At 36.0% G+C, this 20,810-nt stretch carries 21 protein-coding genes; 1 reads left to right on the forward strand and 20 read right to left on the reverse strand.

What is annotated here, in order from left to right; translation table 11 throughout:
• Nucleotides 1-422: 422 nt before the first annotated feature.
• The 16 genes from rpsR to rsxC form a co-directional block, all read right to left on the reverse strand.
• Complete coding sequence (rpsR, locus tag HMPREF9225_RS00285) at nt 423-647, reverse strand: 30S ribosomal protein S18 (protein WP_008900897.1); 225 nt, start codon at nt 645-647, stop codon at nt 423-425.
• A gap of 11 nt (nt 648-658) precedes the next feature.
• Nucleotides 659-1,174 carry a single-stranded DNA-binding protein gene (locus HMPREF9225_RS00290; protein ID WP_008900898.1) on the reverse strand — a complete coding sequence of 172 codons (516 nt, stop codon included), beginning with the start codon at nt 1,172-1,174 and terminating at the stop codon, nt 659-661.
• 8 nt (nt 1,175-1,182) lie between these two features.
• Complete coding sequence (rpsF, locus tag HMPREF9225_RS00295; protein WP_008900899.1) at nt 1,183-1,467, reverse strand: 30S ribosomal protein S6; 285 nt, start codon at nt 1,465-1,467, stop codon at nt 1,183-1,185.
• 367 nt (nt 1,468-1,834) lie between these two features.
• Entirely contained in the window at nt 1,835-2,101 is a 267-nt protein-coding gene (locus HMPREF9225_RS00300; RefSeq protein ID WP_008900900.1) for a type II toxin-antitoxin system RelE family toxin, read from the reverse strand.
• A complete protein-coding gene (gene relB / locus HMPREF9225_RS00305) occupies nt 2,098-2,322 on the reverse strand; it encodes a type II toxin-antitoxin system RelB family antitoxin (RefSeq protein WP_040551230.1) in 225 nt (74 codons plus the stop codon). Before relB ends, HMPREF9225_RS00300 begins: the two co-directional genes overlap by 4 nt.
• Before the next feature lie 57 nt (nt 2,323-2,379).
• A complete protein-coding gene (locus HMPREF9225_RS00310; protein WP_008900902.1) occupies nt 2,380-4,359 on the reverse strand; it encodes an FtsX-like permease family protein in 1,980 nt (659 codons plus the stop codon).
• A gap of 4 nt (nt 4,360-4,363) precedes the next feature.
• Complete coding sequence (locus HMPREF9225_RS00315; RefSeq protein ID WP_008900903.1) at nt 4,364-5,110, reverse strand: ABC transporter ATP-binding protein; 747 nt, start codon at nt 5,108-5,110, stop codon at nt 4,364-4,366.
• Between the two features lie 24 nt (nt 5,111-5,134).
• The gene (locus HMPREF9225_RS00320) at nt 5,135-6,394 is read right to left on the reverse strand and encodes an erythromycin esterase family protein (RefSeq protein ID WP_008900904.1); all 1,260 of its coding nucleotides are present in this window, start codon (nt 6,392-6,394) and stop codon (nt 5,135-5,137) included.
• A 108-nt stretch (nt 6,395-6,502) separates the two neighbouring features.
• A complete protein-coding gene (locus tag HMPREF9225_RS00325) occupies nt 6,503-7,312 on the reverse strand; it encodes a sensor histidine kinase (protein WP_245526527.1) in 810 nt (269 codons plus the stop codon).
• A 145-nt stretch (nt 7,313-7,457) separates the two neighbouring features.
• Nucleotides 7,458-8,147: a response regulator transcription factor gene (locus tag HMPREF9225_RS00330; protein WP_008900906.1), complete on the reverse strand. Its 690-nt coding sequence runs from the start codon at nt 8,145-8,147 to the stop codon at nt 7,458-7,460.
• A gap of 146 nt (nt 8,148-8,293) precedes the next feature.
• On the reverse strand, nt 8,294-9,214 hold the full coding sequence (locus HMPREF9225_RS00335; protein ID WP_040551231.1) for an RnfABCDGE type electron transport complex subunit B: 921 nt from the start codon (nt 9,212-9,214) through the stop codon (nt 8,294-8,296).
• Nucleotides 9,215-9,224: 10 nt separating this feature from the next.
• Entirely contained in the window at nt 9,225-9,803 is a 579-nt protein-coding gene (rsxA, locus tag HMPREF9225_RS00340; protein ID WP_008900908.1) for an electron transport complex subunit RsxA, read from the reverse strand.
• Complete coding sequence (rsxE, locus tag HMPREF9225_RS00345; protein ID WP_008900909.1) at nt 9,803-10,399, reverse strand: electron transport complex subunit RsxE; 597 nt, start codon at nt 10,397-10,399, stop codon at nt 9,803-9,805. Before rsxE ends, rsxA begins: the two co-directional genes overlap by 1 nt.
• Complete coding sequence (locus HMPREF9225_RS00350; protein WP_008900910.1) at nt 10,399-10,995, reverse strand: RnfABCDGE type electron transport complex subunit G; 597 nt, start codon at nt 10,993-10,995, stop codon at nt 10,399-10,401. Before HMPREF9225_RS00350 ends, rsxE begins: the two co-directional genes overlap by 1 nt.
• Nucleotides 10,992-11,963 carry an RnfABCDGE type electron transport complex subunit D gene (locus tag HMPREF9225_RS00355; protein ID WP_008900911.1) on the reverse strand — a complete coding sequence of 324 codons (972 nt, stop codon included), beginning with the start codon at nt 11,961-11,963 and terminating at the stop codon, nt 10,992-10,994. Before HMPREF9225_RS00355 ends, HMPREF9225_RS00350 begins: the two co-directional genes overlap by 4 nt.
• A 2-nt stretch (nt 11,964-11,965) precedes the next feature.
• Complete coding sequence (gene rsxC / locus HMPREF9225_RS00360; RefSeq protein WP_008900912.1) at nt 11,966-13,297, reverse strand: electron transport complex subunit RsxC; 1,332 nt, start codon at nt 13,295-13,297, stop codon at nt 11,966-11,968.
• Between the two features lie 704 nt (nt 13,298-14,001).
• Between rsxC and HMPREF9225_RS00365 the strand changes: the two genes are divergently transcribed.
• Nucleotides 14,002-14,301, forward strand: coding sequence for a GIY-YIG nuclease family protein (locus tag HMPREF9225_RS00365; protein ID WP_050748275.1), 300 nt, complete (start codon nt 14,002-14,004; stop codon nt 14,299-14,301).
• Between the two features lie 735 nt (nt 14,302-15,036).
• On the opposite strand, the gene dnaJ is transcribed toward HMPREF9225_RS00365, so the two are convergent.
• From dnaJ to hrcA, 4 genes are all read right to left on the reverse strand, one after another.
• Nucleotides 15,037-16,161 carry a molecular chaperone DnaJ gene (gene dnaJ / locus HMPREF9225_RS00370; RefSeq protein ID WP_040551232.1) on the reverse strand — a complete coding sequence of 375 codons (1,125 nt, stop codon included), beginning with the start codon at nt 16,159-16,161 and terminating at the stop codon, nt 15,037-15,039.
• 108 nt (nt 16,162-16,269) lie between these two features.
• Complete coding sequence (gene dnaK, locus HMPREF9225_RS00375) at nt 16,270-18,096, reverse strand: molecular chaperone DnaK (RefSeq protein WP_008900916.1); 1,827 nt, start codon at nt 18,094-18,096, stop codon at nt 16,270-16,272.
• 15 nt (nt 18,097-18,111) lie between these two features.
• Entirely contained in the window at nt 18,112-18,711 is a 600-nt protein-coding gene (gene grpE / locus HMPREF9225_RS00380; RefSeq protein ID WP_008900917.1) for a nucleotide exchange factor GrpE, read from the reverse strand.
• 4 nt (nt 18,712-18,715) lie between these two features.
• Nucleotides 18,716-19,723, reverse strand: a complete 1,008-nt coding sequence (gene hrcA, locus HMPREF9225_RS00385; RefSeq protein WP_008900918.1) for a heat-inducible transcriptional repressor HrcA — start codon at nt 19,721-19,723, stop codon at nt 18,716-18,718.
• Nucleotides 19,724-20,810 lie beyond the last annotated feature (1,087 nt).

The following is a 20,810-nucleotide window of genomic DNA, read 5'->3' on the forward strand; positions in this document are numbered from 1 at the left end:
TGATTTACATTTGTAGCGGAAGCATCTTGCTTCCACAGGCGAAGGCTCTGCACGGAATAAATCAAGGAATTATTTAAACTGTGATGAGGTCAAGTACGGATGATTTCATTTGCAAGGACTTGGTTAATACAGCTTATACCCATTCGACTCGGAAATAAATTTCCTCGCTCAGGGTGACGGTAGTTGGGAGAATATTCTCTATAAAAGTACCCAAAGGAAGACAGTCACCCTGAGCGAACGAAGTGAGTCGAACGGGTATAACCCTGGTGAAATAATGTTCGGATGACTGTAATTGGGTGGTTCATTGTAGTCTTCGGCTGATTAATAATAGTGTAGTGTTAAGGTTTATGGAAGCAGGTTGCTTTCGCTACGGAACACAAAAAATAAAAAAACCCGCATCTGCGGGTTGATTTTCTATGAAATTAGTCTGCACTATATGGTAATAGAGCGATTTGTCTTGCTCTTTTTATTGCAGAAGTCACTTCTCTTTGGTGTTTTGCACATGATCCTGTCACTCTTCTTGGAAGAATCTTACCTTTTTCTGATATGAATCTTCTAAGTGATTGTGAATCTTTGTAATCTATTACTTTATTTGGATCTTGGCAGAAAGCACATACTTTTCTTCTACTTCTGAATCTTCTTTGCATGTTCTACCTCCTTAAAATGGAATATCTTCATTGTCTACTGGGAAAAATGCTTCTCCCTCGTCCTCTGATGTAGAAAACTGATCATAAGAAGAGTTTACTGGTGGTTTGTTGAATCCTCCAGGATTTTGAGATGGTGCGGAGAATCCTCCTGCGCCTTCTTGTGGTCTTCTTTGATATGTTTGAGATTCTGATCTAGATTCGATGAAGTGTACTCTATTTACTACTACGTCTGTGGTGTACACTCTTGTACCATCTGGTTTGTCATAGCTTCCAGTTTGAATTCTTCCTTCTAGTCCAATTCTATTGCCTTTGTTGAAATAGTTGGCTATTAGTTCTGCAGTTTTTCCAAAGGCTACGCAAGAAATAAAATCAGCTGTTGGTTGATTTTGTGATTCTGCTTCTTGACGTTTTTGTTGGTTGTATCCTCTATCTACTGCTACTGTTATTCTTACATTTGCCATTCCTGATGGGCTATATCTAAGCTCAGGGTCTCTGGTTAGTCTTCCTATCAATGTTACTACATTCATTTTATCACCTATTTTTCTATGGCTACTACCATATGTCTCATAACTGGGTCTAGAATCTTAGCTACTCTGTCGAATTCTTTTACTGTTGCAGGTTCTGCTTCGAAGTTTACTAGTACGTAGTATGCTTCTGTATAGTATTCAATTTCGTATGCAAGTTTTCTCATTCCCCATTCATCAACTGATTCGATTTTACCGTGTGTTTCGATGATGTTTTTTAGTCTGTCGAATGTTTTAACTCTTGTTTCTTCTTCTACATCTGGGTAGAACATTAGAACTACTTCATATTTTCTCATATTACACCTCCTTGTGGTCTTTGGCACTCTCGTGCAAGGATTATTTAACTCATTTAGTTTATAATATGGAGCTAGTTTTGTCAAGGGTTGTGGAAGTTTTTTGTTTTTTTATTTGTGATTGCTGCTACGGTGAATGAATATTATTTTTAATTTTCGCACGGGTCGAAGCCCTAGCAGAAATCTCCCGTTTCGCTGCAGGTCTCGTGCAAAGAGTTCCAAAGAAGGAGCATTGCGAAGGCTGATTTGCTGAACTCGACTACTCGCCTGAGTAAAATTATTGATTTACTTTAAGTAAATGGAAGCAGGTTGCTTCCAATACGTAGTATAAGTTATTTCCAATTAAAATAAAGACTCCACTAAGGAAGTCTTATGAATAAATATTTTTTCGGTGCCCCACATCTATGGCGAATATTATTAACTTGTCGTCGTCAATTTTGGCTAGGAGCCTATAGGCACCAATCCTATATCGCCATATCCCCTTGAAGTTGCCAGTGAGGGCCTTGCCATAAAATCTTGGGTCTTGGCAATCAATAAGATTACCCTCCATCCAATTTTTTATAAGTTTTTGTGACTGCCTATCAAGTCTTTTAAATGACTTGTCAAACTTATTTGTAGTTCTTACTTGGTAAGTCATAGGTCAAGCTCTTTAAATAAATCTTCAATAGGTCTAGTTTCAACTTCGCCCCTAGCTTCCCTTTCAAGAAAGTCTTCAGCCACCTTCATGTCGAACTCATCTTCAAGCTTCTCTTCCATCAACCTCTTAAAAAGAGTAGAAAGAGGTTCGCCCATAAGATCAGCATAAGCAGTAAAGGCCCTTTCCTCTTCAGCGTTAAGTCTTACAGATACAGTTTTCATATCCATCACCTCTAAGGCAATTGTATTACATTGTGTTACACAAATCAATAAAAAGCTTTATTTTTCTAAAACTATTTTTGTATAATTTTTTTCTGTGAATTTGTAAATTACAAGATAAAAAATTATATAAATAAGGAATACAAAAATCATTGATTTAATAAATAATTTTGTATTCATAAGTCCTATTAGCATCAAAAATTTTTTCAAAACAGGAAGGGCAAAGGATGTGTGGATGAGACAGAAAACTATTGGTAAAAACAAAAGCCACGCCATTTGTTTTCTTATAATTTTCTTGCCATCAACTTCATCCAGTCCAAGTTTTCTTAAAATTTTAAATCTTTCTACGTCTCCATAGGCTTCTGTGAGAAATTTGTAGTATATGGCAAGCCCCATTGTTATTAAAAATGCAAGGGAAAGAATTATACCAACGAAAAATATTACTCCATAGTCACTTAAAAACTCCTCCTTTGTTTGCTGTCTATCTATTATTGTGAGTTTTTGATTTGGATTTACTTTAATGTCATTCTTGTGTTCATTAAGTAAATTATTAAAGTTTTTTGGCAAGTTTCCCTTTATCAAAGTTGTTATTTCTGGAGTTACTTTAGAGGTGTTCCCTTGGCAATTTAGTTTCTCACAAATTTTATTTGCAGTTTCGTAATCTTTTGCTAATATTTTATTTTTTTCAAAAATTATCTGCACACTTTCCAATGGAATATCTATTGTTTCATTGGATACTTGCCTTGCGCTAAATCCCAATTTTTTTATAAATTCTTCATTATTATCTTCTTTAAAATAAATTAAATCCTTGCCTTTAAAGTCTAATTTCGTGTCCGGACTATAAATTATGTCCAGTGAAATTATGTCATTTTTTAAATTTGCATTAGTCCATTCTCTTTTTGTCATTACCTTTAGCTTATTCTTGTCTCTAATAAGTGGGATGGCCCATTCATAAGTTGTAGTGACCTTTCCATTAATCTTATTGTCAGCTAATAAGCTTCTGATATTATTTCTATACTTATCTAAGTTTTTTATACTTAATGACTCTTCCTCAGTCCTTATGGCATATGGTGCTGGAAATATTCTGTTGGTGACGTCTCCTATGCCTGCATATAGACTTATGCCTGATGTTAAAACTATTGTAAAAGCTGTGGATAGTATTGCAATATTTGCAAGAGATCTAGCATTATTATTTACTCTATATAAAAGCCCGGACACAGCGAGAAAATTTCCTTTCTTGTAATATAGGGCCTTATTGTTTTTTAATAGTTCAAGAAATAAAGTCACTATAGTGGAAAAAGCAAAATAAGTTCCAATTACAACTAACGTTGCTGCAATAAAAAATTTAAAAAAAGCTTGTACTGGATTTTTTGTAGTTAAACTTATAGCATAACCTCCTACAATAAAAATTATTCCCAACAAGGCAATTAATTTTGTAAATTTATTTTTCCTATCTCCTGCCTTGGATTCATTTACCAAAGCGATTGGAGAATAATTTCTCATCTTAATAATCTGAATTACAAATACAAAAATCAATATTGCAATAAATATTAAATCTACAATAGCTACTGCCAAAATATTATTAAAAAATCCACCTTCAAAAATATTTATGGAATTATTTGTCAGCATCAAAAAAATTCCAAGAGATAATTTGTATAAGGCAAGGCTAAAAATACTTGCTGTTATTATCGAAAAAATAATAATATAAATTATTTCCCAAAATAAAATTATTCGCAGATGTGTTTTTTCAAGTCCAAGTATTAAATAAAGTCCTTGCTCTTTTAATTTTCTCTTTTGAATAAAAGAATATACAGAAGAAAGCATTATAAGTGAAAAAATTGATAAAACTATGACTCCATAAAACAGGATACTTTTCATTGTTTCCATTCCCTTTGCTCCTGCAAGAGACTTATCTAAAACAAGACTAAAGCAAATTGAGCTTAGTACAATAAGAAAAATTATTGTTCCAATAAAGGGCATAAAAACTTTTTTATTTCTCTTAATTCCAGAAATGGCAAGTCGTGAGTAAAGTGATTTCATCTTCTCAACTCCTTTGTAACATCTGCATTGTGTCTGCAATCTTCTTTTGCATATCAAGAGAAGTCCTGTCGCCCCTATAAATTTGATGGTAAATTTCTCCGTCCTTTATAAATAGAACTCTCTTTGCCTCTGATGCAGCCATGATGGAGTGAGTTACCATAAGTATAGTCTCCCCATCTTGGTTTAAGTCTTTAAAAACCTTTAAAAGTTCTCTTGTACTATTGCTATCGAGAGCTCCTGTTGGTTCATCAGCAAGTAAAATTTTCGGATCACTTATAAGTGCTCTCGCAATTGCAGTCCTCTGTTTTTGCCCTCCACTTATTTCGTAGGGATACTTATTTAATAGATCTGAAACACTTAGCTTTTTTGCAATTTTTGATAATTTCTCTTCCATAACAGAAATTTTTTCATCGGACAATACTAGGGGCAATAAAATATTTTCTTTAACAGTGAAATTATCAAGAAGATTAAAATCTTGAAACACAAATCCCAAATTTTCTCTTCTAAATTTTGCCATTTCGTTGTCCTTTATCTCTTGTAAATCTTTGCCCATTAAAATTACTTTTCCAGAAGTTGGTCTATCAAGTAACGCCAAAATATTTAATAAAGTTGTCTTTCCACTTCCAGACTCTCCCATTATGGCAATATACTCTCCTGCTTCAACAGTAAAATTAATTGACTTTAGAGCTTCAAGCTCATTTTTCCCAAAGAGACTTCGGTATATCTTTTTTATATTTTGAACTTCTAACATCTTCCATCTCTTTCATAAATAATATTAATCATTAACAGCAATGGGCTTTGCATAATAAACAAAAATCATTGCATCATACAAATCTTTTGGAACTTCCTTTACCCTATAAGTCCTTGGCATGAATTTCATAAGTGGAGAGTATCCTTCACCCAGATTTACCATGTTTATTTCTTTATTTACAAGGTCAAAAGTTTCTCCATCTTTAACTTTTGTGAAATCTAAATAATATTTTCCTTTAAATTTTCTCGCACTGTAAGCTAAAGGATCAGCGGATACAAAGACATGATTTGACCTCTTATTATCAGGACCAGCCATATTTATGTTTACAATACCCTTATAAAAGTCTGTTCCAATAATAAAATATTTTTCTCCAAAAATTTTCTTTAAGTGAGACCCCATTGGCTCATAAAATTTTTCACTTTTTGCAATGTGACCGTTGTGTCCAGAAATTAAAAGCATCTTATTTCCCTTTGATTTTTCAAAATCACTTATCCACTTAACATTCTCAGCCATAAGCTCATCTCTCAAAGTGTTTACTTTTACATAATCATTAAAATCTAATTCGTAATATTTTATGCTATTTAATACATTTGTAAGAGCTCTTGAAGCTATTTTTGCATATGAAGAGGATAGGGCGTCTGCATAAGCTTTTATCTCTAACAACAAAGCTTCCTTATCTTTTATCTGTGAAATCTTAAGTTTTTCATCTTTTATAAAAGAAAGCTCCTTTTTCAAGTCTTTTTCTTGTAATATATTATTTTCCTTACAAAAATCTAATATTAAATCAATAGATTTTTCTGGATTTTGCATGTCAAAGCCGTAAAAAGAAAGTTTGTCCTCATCCTTGGCTTTTTGATTGTAGTCAAACATATAATTTATAAGATCATTCATGTTCTTTGTGTGATAAATATTAAAAGAAAAAATTCTTGAAATATTTTCATCTCTCTTGTTTCCGTGAATGTAATTGTTGATTATCATTCCTTCGCCAAAATCAGCTTCAATAGCAAAGCTCTTTAAATTATTTTTTTCAACTAAAGTCTTTAAAACTTCTAATTTTAAATCTTGAAAATCAGAATTTCCGTGAGTCGCTTCTCCAAGTCCAACAACTTGTATATTGCCATCTAAATTTATCTCACTTACAGCTTTACCATAGTCTTCTATATCAGAAATATTTTTTCTGGAACTTAACTTCGGAAGATTAATCCATAAAAAATCTCCAATCCCTATAAGAATAATAATGGATACTAAAAAAATTAAAATTCCTTTGAAAAATTTTTTTATCATTTTCTCACCTCTTACTACATTATAAATTATATAAAAAAATAAATCCTTTTATTTACATAACAAATAGACCTTTAATGTGACATTTTTGTAAGATATGAAAAAAGAGTGCTAAGCACTCTCATCCAAAATATTTTTTAAATTTACATAAATCTTTGTGCCAACCTTTGGTTCTGACTCACACCTCAATGTCACTCTTAAAGACTTCCCAATATTCTTTGAGAGGTTAAGTCCCAGTCCCGTTGACTTTTTCTCCAACCTACCGTTGTAACCCGTGTATCCTGCATCAAAAATCCGCGGCAAATCTTCTGGCATTATTCCAATTCCATTGTCTTCAATTACAAGTTCATTTTTCTCTAAATAAATTGCAATACTTCCATTATGCGTGTACTTGATTGCATTAGAAATAATTTGCTCCAGTAAAAAAGAAAACCACTTGGCATCAGTTAAAATTATTTTCTTAGTTTCGAAAAAGTCTACCCTATTATTTTTCCCAATAAACTGAATTGAATATTTTCTAATTACGCTCCTAATAATTTCATCTAAACTGTACTTGCTAAAGACATAATCCGTGCTATTTGCATTCATCCTTGCATAGCCCAAAATATTTCCCACATACTCTTCGATTTCAAAAATCTCTTTTTCGCAATCTATTTTGTTTATTTCATCTTTTTTGAGTAAAAGTTTTAAAGCAAATATTGGGGATTTGATTTGATGAGTCCAAATAGTTAAATAGTTTTTTACATCTGCCCTTTTCTTTTCTCCAATCTCTTTAACTCTTTTATTTTCTTCTAGGCTTTTATAAAGAGCCTTTGATAATGGGGACTCATAAAGTTCTAATATTTTTTCGTAGTCTTTTCTATTTAAAAGATCTATTTCTTCTCTGTAATCACGGTCTCTTATGGAGTAAAGAAAAATCATATAAATAAAAAATAAAAATAGATATAAAAAAGCTATGTAAATGGACTTATCCCTATCAAATTCAAAAATTAAATAAGTTCCCAAGATATAAAAAAATATAAAAAATCCAAGAATTAATGTGAACTTTTCTCTCTTTAAAAAACTTTTAATTGGCAGGTGGGACATAATAGCCTACTCCCTTCTTAGTTTTTATTAACTCAAAAATATTTATATCTTCTAGCTTTTTTCTTAGACGCATTACATTTACTGTTAAGGTGTTGTCGTCAATATAAGAGTCAGTTTGCCAAATTTTATCAATAATTTCATCTCTATTAACAACTTTACCTGGCTTTTCCAAGAGAATTTCTAAAATTTTAAATTCATTTTTCGTGAGTTCTATTTCTTTATTTTCTCTTGATATAATCATCTTGTCGCAGTCAAGCCTTATGTCTTTGTAAAAAATATTTCTTGTCTCAATATATTCGTAAGCTCTTCTAAGCAATGCTCTTATTTTTATTTGTAACAGCTCTAACTCAAATGGCTTAGTCAAATAATCATCTGCTCCAAGATCCATTGCCATTATCAAATTTAAATTTTCATCCGCAGCTGAAATAAATAAAATTGGAACTTTAGAATTTTTCCTAATAATTTTGCACCAATGATAACCATTGTAAAAGGGAAGAGTCACATCCATTAAAACTAAATCAGGATGGAAGTTTTTAAATTCATCAAAAATATTTTGAAAGTCCTCTGCAATTTTTATTTCATAGTTCCAAAATTCGAGGTGCCTTTCAATTCCTTCTGCAATTACCTTGTCATCTTCTACCAAAAAAATCTTCCACTTTTTGTTTTCCATATCTTTACAACCTACTCTCTTAACTAAAACTTACCTGACTTAATTATATATATTAAAACCCGCTAACAAAAGTAAATCATAACCTGCTAAAAAAAGTCAAGCATAAAAAAAGGAGCCTAAGCTCCTTTATTTTAATATTTTCTTTATCATACTGTGGCTTCTTCTTTTGCTGCTTCTTTTTCTGCTTCCATCTTCGCTTTTGCTGCCAATGCTTCTTGTCTCTTCTTTTCTGCTTGTAGTCTTTGGTTTTCTTTTATTTTTGCGATTCTTTCTGGATATTCACAGAAGATTGCGCCTGTTGGACAGTTGGCTACGCAGATTCCGCAGTTGATACATTTTGTATAGTCGATTGCTGCTAGGTTGTCTGTTACGTGGATTGCATCTTTTGGACATTTCTTTTCACAGATTCCACATCCGATACATCCGTTACTGCAGTATGTTCTTACTTCTTTACCTGCATCTTTTGAGAAGCATTTTACTTCTGTCTTTTGTTTGTATGGCATTAGTCCGATTATATTCTTTGGACAGATTTTGATACATTTCATACATGCTACGCATTTTTCCTTATCTACTTCGGCGATTTTGCCGTCTGTGATATGGATTGCATCGTAATCACATACTGTTGTACAGGTTCCGCCACCTAAACAGCCGTAACTGCAGGCTTTTGAACCTTTTTGAAAGTCTGCTATTAGTCTACAGTCTACTAAGCCTTTGTATTCATATTTATCTTTTGCTGCTTCACAGGTTCCTTGACATTTAACTACTGCTACTTGTCTTTCTACGTTGCCGGCGTTTACTCCCATTACTTCTGCAACTTTTGCTGCTACTTGGGCTCCACCGATTACGCATCCTGTTACTGGTGCTTCTCCTCTTGCTATTGCGTCTGCTAGTCCGTCACATCCTGGGAATCCACAGGCTCCACAGTTTGCTCCTGGTAGGGAGTTTCTAACTGCTATGACTTTTGGATCTACTTCTACTGCGAATACTTTAGATGCTATGGATAGTATGATTCCGAATAGTGCTCCTATTATACCTAGTATTATTATTGGTGTTATTATTGTAGACATCTTTTCCTCCTTATACCAATCCGCCAAATCCGGAGAACGCTAGTGCCATTAAGCCTGCACTTATTAGTGCTATTGGTACTCCTTGTAGTGGCTTTGGTACAGCTCCTAGGGCAAGTCTTTCTCTTAGTGAACTCATTAGTATTAGTGCCATTGCAAATCCAAGTGATGCTCCTAGTCCTGAGAAGATGGTTTCTATTATTCCGTATCCGTTTTGGATGTTTAGTACTGTTACTCCTAGTACTACGCAGTTGGTGGTAATAAGTGGTAAGAATACCCCCATGGCTGTGTATAGCGCTGGTGAGATCTTCTTGATTACCATTTCTACGAATTGTACTAGTGATGCTATTACTAGTATAAATACTATGGTTTGTAAGTATTCAAGATGGTATACATCTAGTATAAACTTTTGTATGCACCATGTGATTATTGATGCTAGTACTACTACGAATGTTACTGCGATTCCCATTCCTGTTGCTGTTTCTGTCTTAGATGATACTCCAAGGAATGGACAGATTCCTAAGAATTGTGCGAATACGTAGTTGTTTACTAGTATGGTGGATATTAATATGGTTATTATTTTACCTGCCATTATTCTCCCCTCCTAGATAGTATTGATCTGTATCCTGCAATTAAAAATCCTAGTAGTATGAATGCTCCTGCTGGTGCTCCCATTAGACCTATTCCTGGGAATGATTCTGGTAGAATTCTCTTGTCTAGTAATGTTCCATAGCCCACAAGTTCTCTTATAAAGCCCATGATTATTACTGCTAGAGAGTATCCTATTCCTGTTCCTAGTCCGTCTACTATGGATGGGATTAGTTTGTTTTTATATGCAAATCCTTCTGCTTCCCCTAATATACAGCAGTTTACTACGATTAGTGGTAGGAATATTCCTAGTGCGCCGTAGATTGCTGGTGAAAATGCGTGTAGTATCATTTGTACTAATGTTACGAATGTTGCTATTACTACTATGAAGCATGGGATTCTGATCTTGTCAGGGATTATGTTTCTAAATATTGAAACTACTGCGTTACTCATGATTAGTACGAAGGTTACTGCTGCCCCCATTGCTATTGCATTTTGAAGGCTGTTTGTAATCGCTAGTACTGAACACATACCTATTAGTTGCATAAAGATAGGGTTGTGTTTAATCATTGAATTTGTAAATACTTTACTTAATTTCATTAGTTTGCACCCCCATCAGCTTTTAGAACTTGGTTGTAGACTTCGATTGCTATGTTGTCGCCTTTTACTACTGCTTTTGATGTAACTGTTGCACCTGAGATCCACATAACTTGGTTTTCACCGGATGGATCCTTTGCATATTCAACAGGTCCTGCTGCAGATTTGCCATTATAGCTTGATGTGTAGTCTTCACCTTCTATATGTGTTCCAAATCCTTTTGTTTCTTGGTTTGTAATGTTTCTAAATCCTGCCAATTTATCTCCGTCAAGTAGGATTCCTATGGCATTTGTCATTGAACCACCAAATCCGTTGGTGTTTACATTTATACCGTATCCTACTACTTCGCCACCTTTTTTAGCAACGAATACATTTTGAATGTCAGGATAGTTTGCTTGTATTTCTTCTAGTTTTGCCTTGTCATATTCTTCAAAGTCATCTGCTGCTTCTCCAAATATAGCTTGATAAGACTTCATAGTTTGTTCGAATTCCATTTGTTTAATCTTCGGTTCGGTTATTCCGTTTACATATGCAAGAAGTCCTGCTGATATTGCACAGAATATTAAAAGAATTACTCCGAATTTAATTGGTTCTTTCATTTATTTTGCACCTCCCCGTAAGCTTCTGTCTTAGTTAATCTGTCAATTAATGGAGTTGCTACGTTCATTAGGCATATTGAATAAGATACACCTTCTGGTAGTGAAGCCTTGGTTCTTATGACTGCGGTTATAATACCACAACCTATTGCAAATATAATCTTACCTCTGTTGTTACCAGGAGAAGTTGTATAATCTGTAGCCATGAAGAATGCTCCTAGGAAAAGTCCTCCACCTAGGATTTCATATGGGATTATATTAAAAGGTACTCCAAGTATTGGTAAAAATACTGCGGTTGTAAGTATATAGAAAACTGGGATTCTCCAGTTAATTACATTTCTAACAATTAGATAAAGTCCACCAAGTAATAGAAGAGCCGCTGAGGTTTCTCCGATTACACCGTAGATTTTTCCGGTGAACATATCCATAAGTGGTGGAAGACTCTCAAAATTTCCAGCTTTTATAACTTGAAGTGGAGTAGCTTCTACCATTCCATCCACAGTTGCTTGTGCAATAGTGTCATAGTTGATGTATGCGGTCATTTCCTTTGCCCAGGATGCCATAAGCACGATTCTTGCAGCAAGAGCTGGGTTCATGAAGTTAAATCCGATACCACCGAAACACTCTTTAACAACGATAATTGAAAATACACATCCGAAAATAGCCATCCAATATGGAAAATCATAAGGAAGGTTAAATGCGATTAAAATACCAGTTACAATCGCAGAAAGGTCGTGTACTTGAGTAGGTTTTTTAGCTAACTTTTGATAACAATATTCAGATGCTAGACATGAAAAAGCACAAACTATAGTCAAAAATAGGGCTCTAATTCCGAAGAAATAGATAGCACCTAGTAGGGCTGGAATAAGTGCGATAATTACGTCAAGCATTATCTTTTGAACAGTATCCTTACTTCTAATATGTGGGGCAAGAGATACAAAATAATTAGCGTTTAAATTTTCTTTTTCCATACTTACCTCACTGATTTCATTCTGATTTCACGCTTAGCAAGCTTTATAGATTGGGTCAAATGTCTCTTTGCAGGGCAAACGAAAGAACATATACCACATTCCATACATTGGTCAGCATGAAGTCCGATACAAGCGTCAACATTTCCTCTTAAGATAGCTCCATTGATTCCAGAAGGATTAATCCTAGCAGGACAATGATCTATACATCTAGAGCATCTAATACAAGGGCTTTCTTCATAAGTATCAATGTCTTCATCAGTAAACACAAGGATACCAGAAGTAGTCTTGGTAATAGGGCTGTCTAAATCGAAAACAGACTTACCAGTCATAGGACCGCCGCATACGATCTCAACAGTATTATCCTTAACACCGCCACAAAAATCTAATATGTCTCTTACAGAAGTTCCGATCTTAACCAAGATATTCTTAGGCTTATTGATACCAGAACCAGAAACAGTGATCACTCTTTCGTAAGAAGGCTTACCTTCAATCACAGCTTCATAAAAAGCAAGAGTAGTACCAACGTTGGTTAAGAAAACCCCAACAGTGTTGGTAACGCCATTTTGAGGGACGATTCTGCCAACTACCGCTTCAGATAGTCTCTTAGAATCCCCTTGAGGATACTTGGTCTTACAACCTACTACCTTAATATGGCTCCACGCAGGATTGCTCTTAATTCTTTCTTCCATCTTTTCGATGGCATCAGGCTTATTCTCTTCGATAGCCATGTAAGAAACATCCTTGTTGTAGTAGTTTGCAAAGATTTCAAGACCCTTAAGTATTTCATCAGTCTTTTCTAACATGATTCTGTGGTCACAAGTAAGGAAAGGTTCACATTCCGCACCATTGATAACACACTCATCAAGAACAGGATTTTCGTTTTTAATCTTCGCATGAAGAGGAAAACCTGCCCCACCCATACCGACAATACCCTTTTCTTTAACGAAAGGAATCATATCATCTAGGGATTTTTCTTCATAATTTGGCATAGGTACGCGCTCAGCCTCTTCGCCGAGCTTGTCATTCTTAATAACAATATGTTCACAGTATCTGCCATCTGCTGTGTACATCATTTTGATAGCTTCCACGGTTCCGGATACACTCGCATGCACAGGAGCAGAGATAAACGCTTCAGAATCACCGATCTTTTGGCCCATTTTAACATGGTCGCCAACCTTAACGATAGGTTTGTTTGCAGCACCTATATGTTGAGACATAGGGATTGCTACAAGTTCAACCTCCGGCATAGTTTCTATCTGACATTTCTCTGAGAGTTCCTTATGCTCATCAAAGTGAATCCCACCAACTGAAAACGTGAGATTTCTTGAACTCATAAATTCACCTCTTTAAAGATAAGTTCATATTATTCTATAAAATTAATTATAACACTTTAGCAAAATGACCTCAATCAAATATAATAAAAAAATAACATACTTATCACAAATGTGTAAATTATAATAGTTTTTAATACTAGCTATCATTTAAAGCTTAAGGATAGAAAAAAATAAATATAACTTAAAAACTATATAACCATAGTAAAAAGGTAGGAATTTAATTTTGTAGAAAATACTAATTTTTATCTTTTTTTTAAAAAGGCTCCAAGAACACAGATCCCCTGGTGTGAACAAGTCTGGATGATTATCTGTAGCGGAAGCATTTTGCTTCCACAGCCGAAGGCTCTACTTAGAAAACCTTGTGGAAGACAGTCACCCTGAGCGGAGGGTGGAGGTTTACCGACACCTGTAGTCGAATGGGTACAACCCTGGTGAGAACAAACACGGATGATTTCATTTGCAAAGACTTGACCTTCGGAGGTTATACCCGTTCGACTCGGAAATAAATTTCCTCGCTCAGGGTGACCGCAATTGGGAAGACTCTATAAAGAAAAACCAAAGGAAGACAGTCACCCTGAGCGAAGACGGTGGAGCAAGGCGGAACCGTCGTAGTCGAACGGGTATAACTCTGGTGAGGTCCAACATAGATGATTAAACAATCTTATTATTCCATTCTGGTATAATAAAATAAAAAAGGAAAATTTATGAATTATTATATTTACATCATGAGCAACAGTAGTAATACAATTATTTATATCGGTTTTACAAATGATTTAGTTAGAAGGGTTTATGAACATATGAATGAATTGGTTGATGGTTTTTCTAAAAAGTTTCATACTCATAAGCTCGTATACTTTGAAGTTTTTAGTACTGCTTATGATGCCATTGCAAGAGAAAAACAATTAAAAAAATGGACTAGGGAAAAGAAAAATTCTCTTATTGAAAAAGATAATCCGGAATGGATTGATCTTTGGGATAGGATTAATAATTTTGAGAAATTGTAGTTGCAAAGACTTAACCTTCTGAGCTTATACCCGTTCGACTCGGAAATAAATTCCTCGCTCAGGGTGACGGCAGTTGGGAGAATATTCTCTATAAAAGTACCCAAAGGAAGACAGTCACCCTGGTGGGGTCAAGTACGGATGATTATTTTAACATGGAAAACCTAAGGAAGACAGTCACCCTGAGCGGAGGGTGGAGGTTTACCGACACCCGTAGTCGAATGGGTATAACCCTGGTGGGGTCATGTTCGGATGATTTAGCCACTTGTTTATGTTGTCGCTCGATAGGTATTAATCATCGGCATTATTTAAAGAATTTACGCCGTTCGGCTGTGGAACCTGGAAGGTTCCGCTACGAGGATGAATAGTAAGAATGGTTGTCCTACGGCTATCGCCTAAGTTAATAGAATTTAGTATCGAAGTTTATGGAAGCAGATTGCTTCCGCTACAATGCAGTTGCAAGGATTTTACCTTCGGAGGTTATACCCGTTCGACTCGGAAATAAATTTCTCACTCAGGGTGACGGCAGTTGGGAGAATATTCTCTATAAAAGTACCCAAAGGAAGACAGTCACCCTGAGCGGAGACGATGGAGCAAGGCGAAACCGTCGTAGTCGAATGGGTATAACCCTGGTGAGGTCCAACACGGATGATTATTTGCTTCCGCTACAACCCCAAAAATAAAAACAAAAAAAATAGATGGTCTCCCATCTATTTAAATTTATAATAAATCCATATTTTATTCAAAAAACTTTTTCACTTTATCTAAAAATGTTTCTCTTTCCTTCTTTATTTCTTTTCCTTCTTTTTTCCTAAGTTCTTCTAGTATTTCTCTTTCTTCATCGGAGATTTTCTTCGGTACATGGATGTCCACTTTGAACACCAAGTCGCCTTTTCCATCTTTTCTTAGGTATGGCACTCCTTCGCCTCTTATTCTAAATGTTGCCCCAGATTTTGTGCCTGCTGGTATGTCGTAATCTACGAGTTTTGTAAGTGTAGGTACTTTGATACTTCCTCCTAGCACTGCATCTGTGTAGGTTATTGGTAGTTCCATGTACAAATCGTTACCCATTCTTTTGAAGATTTGATCTTCTTTCACTCTTACATAGACGTAGAGATCTCCTGCTGGTCCGCCGTTTAGTCCTGCGTCTCCTTCTTCCCTTAGGGTCAAGATCATCTTGTCATCGATTCCCTTTGGTATGTCTATTGTTATCTTTTTATTTACCACTCTCGTGCCGTGACCTTTACAATCTGGACATGGTGTGTCTATGATCTCTCCAGTTCCTTTGCATTTATCACAGGCACTCACTTGGGTAAATCTTCCAAATGGTGATGATGTGGTGGTCCTGATCTTACCTGTTCCATTACATTTATCACAGGTGTGCTTGTGGGTTCCCGGTGCGGTTCCTTCGCCATTACAGGTCTTGCAAGTTTCTGTTCTCTTTACGTTTATATCTTTTTTGGCTCCGAAGATGGATTCTTTGAAGTCGATGATTATGTCGACTCTTACGTCGTCGCCTTTTATCGGTCTATTTCTATATTCTGCTTCAGAATATCCGCCGAATCCGCCGAATCCTTGGCCAAACATGTCAAATATATCTCCGAATATGTCACCGAATCCGCCGCCGTAGCTACCTGCGTTTCCATTTATGCCATCTTCTCCATAGGCGTCATACATCTGTCTCTTCTTTTCATCTGATAGGACTTCGTATGCTATGTTTACTTCTTTGAAGTGTTCCGCAGCTTCTTCGTCTCCTGGATTCAGGTCGGGATGATATTTTTTTGCTAATTTTCTATATTGAGATTTGATTTCTGTTTGGGTACTTTCTCTTTTTACCTCTAGTATTTCATAAAAGTCTCTCAACCTTTCACAACCTTTCAAAAGACTATTCTACAACAAAACTCTAGGTTTTTCCACATTTTATTTTATGTAATATAAAGGGAGGTCTAACCTCCCTCATATTTATTTTATTTATTTGTTTTCTTCGTCGTCTACTACTTCGTAATCAGCATCTACTACATCGTCATCGTGATGTTCTGCGCCTTCTGCTCCTGCTTGTTGTGCTTGAGCTTTGTAAAGTTCTTCTGAAATCTTGTAGAATGCTTGGGTTAAGCTTTCTGTCTTAGCTTTGATTCCTTCTAGATCTTCACCATCTTTTACAGCTTTTAATTCTTCTATAGCTTTTTCGATGTTTGCTTTGTCATCTGCGCTGATCTTGTCTGCTACGTCTTTTAGTGTTTGTTCTGATTGATAGATCATTGAGTCTGCGTTGTTCTTAGCTTCGATTAGATCTTTCTTCTTTTGGTCTTCTTGTGCATACATTTCAGCTTCTTTTACCTTCTTGTCGATTTCTTCGTCTGTCATGTTGGTTGAAGATGTGATGGTGATGTGTTGTTCTTTGCCTGTTCCAAGGTCTTTTGCTGTTACGTTTACGATGCCGTTTGCGTCTATATCAAATGTTACTTCGATTTGTGGCACTCCACGTCTTGCTGGGGCGATTCCATCTAGTTGGAATCTTCCAAGGGTGATGTTATCTTGTGCCATTTGTCTTTCACCTTGAAGTACGTGAATATCTACTGATGTTTGGTTATCTGCTGCTGTTGTAAATATTTGTGACTTCTTAGTTGGGATTGTTGTATTTCTTTCAATCAATCTAGTTGTGATATTACCCATAGTTTCAATTCCTAGTGAAAGTGGTGTTACATCAAGTAGTAGTAAGTCTTTTACATCTCCTGAAAGTACTCCACCTTGGATTGCTGCTCCTAGGGATACACATTCATCTGGGTTGATGTCCTTTTGTGGTTCTTTACCAACTAGACGTTTGATACATTCTTGTACTGCTGGCACTCTTGTAGATCCACCTACTAGAAGTACCTTATCTATTTGATCTTTAGTAAGACCTGCGTCCTTCATAGCATCAAGTACAGGACCTTCAGTCTTCTTAACTAAGTCGCTAATAAGTTCTTCGAACTTTGCACGAGTTAAGTCCATGTTTAGATGAAGTGGTCCAGATTGGTTAGCTGTAATGAATGGAAGGTTGATGTTTGTGCTCATAGTTGAAGATAGTTCCTTCTTAGCCTTTTCAGCTGCTTCTTTAAGTCTTTGTAAACTCATCTTGTCAGCTCTTAGGTCCACACCATGTTCCTTCTTGAATTCTTCTGCAATATAGTCGATAACTCTTTGGTCGAAGTCGTCTCCACCAAGTCTGTTGTTACCACGAGTTGCGTGTACTTCGAACACTCCGTCAGAAAGTTCTAGGATAGATACGTCGAATGTACCACCACCAAGGTCATAAACCATTACAGTTTCAGATCCTTTTGATTTGTCTTCGCCATATGCAAGAGCTGCTGCAGTTGGTTCGTTAACGATTCTCTTAACGTTAAGACCAGCGATTCTTCCTGCGTCCTTAGTAGCTTGTCTTTGAGCATCAGTGAAGTATGCAGGCACTGTGATAACAGCGTCTGTGATAGTTTCACCAAGGTAGCTTTCTGCATCTGATTTTAATTTTTGAAGAATCATAGCAGAGATTTCTTGTGGAGTATATTTCTTACCATCGATATCTACTGTGTAATCGTGACCCATTTCTCTCTTTATAGATTGGATAGTTCTATCTGGGTTTGTAATAGCTTGACGTTTAGCAGTTTCACCTACTAATCTTTCTCCATCTTTTGTAAAAGCTACTACTGAAGGTGTAGTTCTGTTACCTTCGATATTAGGGATGATTATAGCGTCCCCACCTTCCATTACTGATACTGCACTATTAGTTGTACCTAAGTCAATTCCTATAATTTTACTCATTTCATTTTCCTCCTATTATTTAGAAACTTTAACCATTGCAGGTCTTAAAACTTTGCCATCAATGGTATATCCTTTTTGCAGAACTTCAGTTACAAGTCCTGACTCAACACCTTCTTCCTCACTTAGAAGCACCGCATGCTCAAAGTTTGGATCAAAAGGTTTATTTAAACAGTCAATTTCTTTAATTTCAAATTTATTTAAAACCTCAACCAAGCTTCTCTCAATCAACACAATTCCGTCGTAGAAAGAATCGTGGTTTTCGGCAGAATCAATAGCCCTTTCAAAGTTGTCAACCACAGGCAAAATATCCTGTGCCAGCTTTTCAAGGCCCATGTTCATGTAGTTTATTCTGTCCTTCTCAGCACGTCTCTTGTAATTTTGGAAATCCGCTTGAAGACGAATAAACTGATCTTTCATATTTTCAAGTTCATCATCCTGATCCTCAGGCTCTACATAACTTGAATCCCTTTCAGGCTCCAAGATTTCTGGCTCCAAGATTTCTGGCTCCAAGATCTCAGACTCAGAACTACTATCTTTATCTTTATTTATTTCATCATAATCTTCATTTAAATCTTGCCACTGTTCCAAATTGTCAATATCTTCATTCTTATACATTATCTCACCTCATCACTATATTCTTTAAAACATTTCTATAAATCAAAGTTTTTTCCAGTGCATTTTGGTAGTCCATCCTAACAGGACCCAAAACTCCCAGGACAATATCCTTAGAAAGTCCCTTAACATACGCCCTTATCACCGCAAAATCAGAAAGCGAATTATCTTCATTTTCATCGCCAATAGAAATATCTATGTCATTAAGAAGATCAATCTTCATAATATCCTTGAAAAGAGTCTCATCCTCAAGCCTACTAACAAAATTAACAGCCTTACTCATGTCAGAAAACTCTAAAATACTAAGAATATTAGAAAGACCATCATAATAAATATCAACAGACTTAATATTTCTATTGAAATCACTAGCTTCCTTAACAATATCGAAGATAAGCTGACGATGTCTAGTGAGATCACCAGAAATTTCCACCTCAATCTCAGAAATCTCATCAAATTCCACAAGAGTAAGCTTCTTATTTAAGATATTCTTAATCTTTAAAATATCAGCATCATCGATGTCACCCTTGTAGCTGATGACCTTTCTCTCAACCTGACCATTATCACCGATCAAAAGAAGAAGTAAAATATTATCATCAAGCTTAAGAAGTTCAATATGCTTAATAAGCGTGCAATTTTTCTTGGGACTAATGAGGAAAGTAAAGAGACCAGTGGACTTAGCCATGCTCTTTACAATACTTCTGTAAAAAGATTCGGTTCCAGTACCAGCATCCATAAGACTTTTTCTGATATCTTTGTCAAAAAGATCAAGCTTAATAGCATTTAAAATCTCATCAACATAGAATCTGTAAGCCTTGTTAGAAGGGATCCTGCCAGCGCTAGAATGAGGTTTATTTAAGTAGCCGAGATCCTCAAGATCAGCCATCTCATTTCTAATAGTAGCAGAACTAATTCCCCATTCATAACATTTGGAAAGAGTCCTTGAACCAACGGGAACCGCTGAATCAATATATGATTTAATTATCGCATTTAAAATTTCAATCTTTCTTGTATCCATAGTCACCCTCTTTGTTAGCACTTAAACTCTCCGAGTGCTAACAACTATATATAGTATAACTAAATATTTAGCAGTTGTCAAGCGAGAGTGCTAAAAATATTTAAAATTTTTATATTTTTTAAAGAATTTTTTAGGGATTGTTTTGTACCCCATATCAGTCACCCTGAGCGGAGACGGTGGAGCAAGGCGGAACCGTCGTAGTCGAATGGGTATAACCCTGGTGGGGTTATGTACGGATGATTATTTATTTTTGTAGCGGAAGCATTTTGCTTCCATGCCGGGCAGTCGAGTTCTGCAAATCAGCCTTCATTTCATTCGGCCTCTTTGGAACTCTTTGCACGAGACCTGCTACGAAACGGGAGATTTCGGCTAGGGCTTCGACGCTCTACTTAGAAAACCTTAAGGAACACAGTCACCCTGAGCGAAAGAGCCGTTAGGCTCTGAAGTCGAAGGATCTCTCCCTTGGCGGGGTTATGGACGGATAGTTTCACTTGCATGGACTTGACCTTCGGAGGTTATACCCGTTCGACTCGGAAATAAATTTCCTCGCTCAGGGTGACGGCAGTTGGGAGGGTATTCTTTATATTATCCCGAAGGAATACAGTCACCCTGAGTGAAGACGGTTTACCGTCTAAGTCGAAGAATCTCTACACAAATAACCCCAAGGAAGACAGTCACCCTGAGCGGAGACGGTGGAGCAAGGTGGAACCGTCGTAGTCGAATGGGTATAACCCTGGTGGGGTCAAACACAGATGACCATTAACCCCCCAAAAAATAAAAAAATTAATCCAAAACGGATTAAAAGAAGAATAATTATGTATGTATGTATGTTATTTTGCAAGGACTTGGTTAAATATAGCTTATACCCGTTCGACTCGGAAATAAATTTCCTCGCTCAGGGTGACGGCAGTTGATAGGGTGTTCTCTAAAAAAATCCAGAGGAACACAGTTGACTGCTGACATTATATAAGGAAAGCCTCAAAGGAAGGCAGTCACCCTGAGCGGAGACGGTGGAGCAAGGCGGAACCGTCGTAGTCGAATGGGTATAACCATGGTGAGGTCAAGAATTGATGATTATTATAACCTT

Origin of the sequence: Peptoniphilus duerdenii ATCC BAA-1640 (assembly GCF_000146345.1) — a bacterium.
Classification (GTDB): domain Bacteria; phylum Bacillota; class Clostridia; order Tissierellales; family Peptoniphilaceae; genus Peptoniphilus_B; species Peptoniphilus_B duerdenii.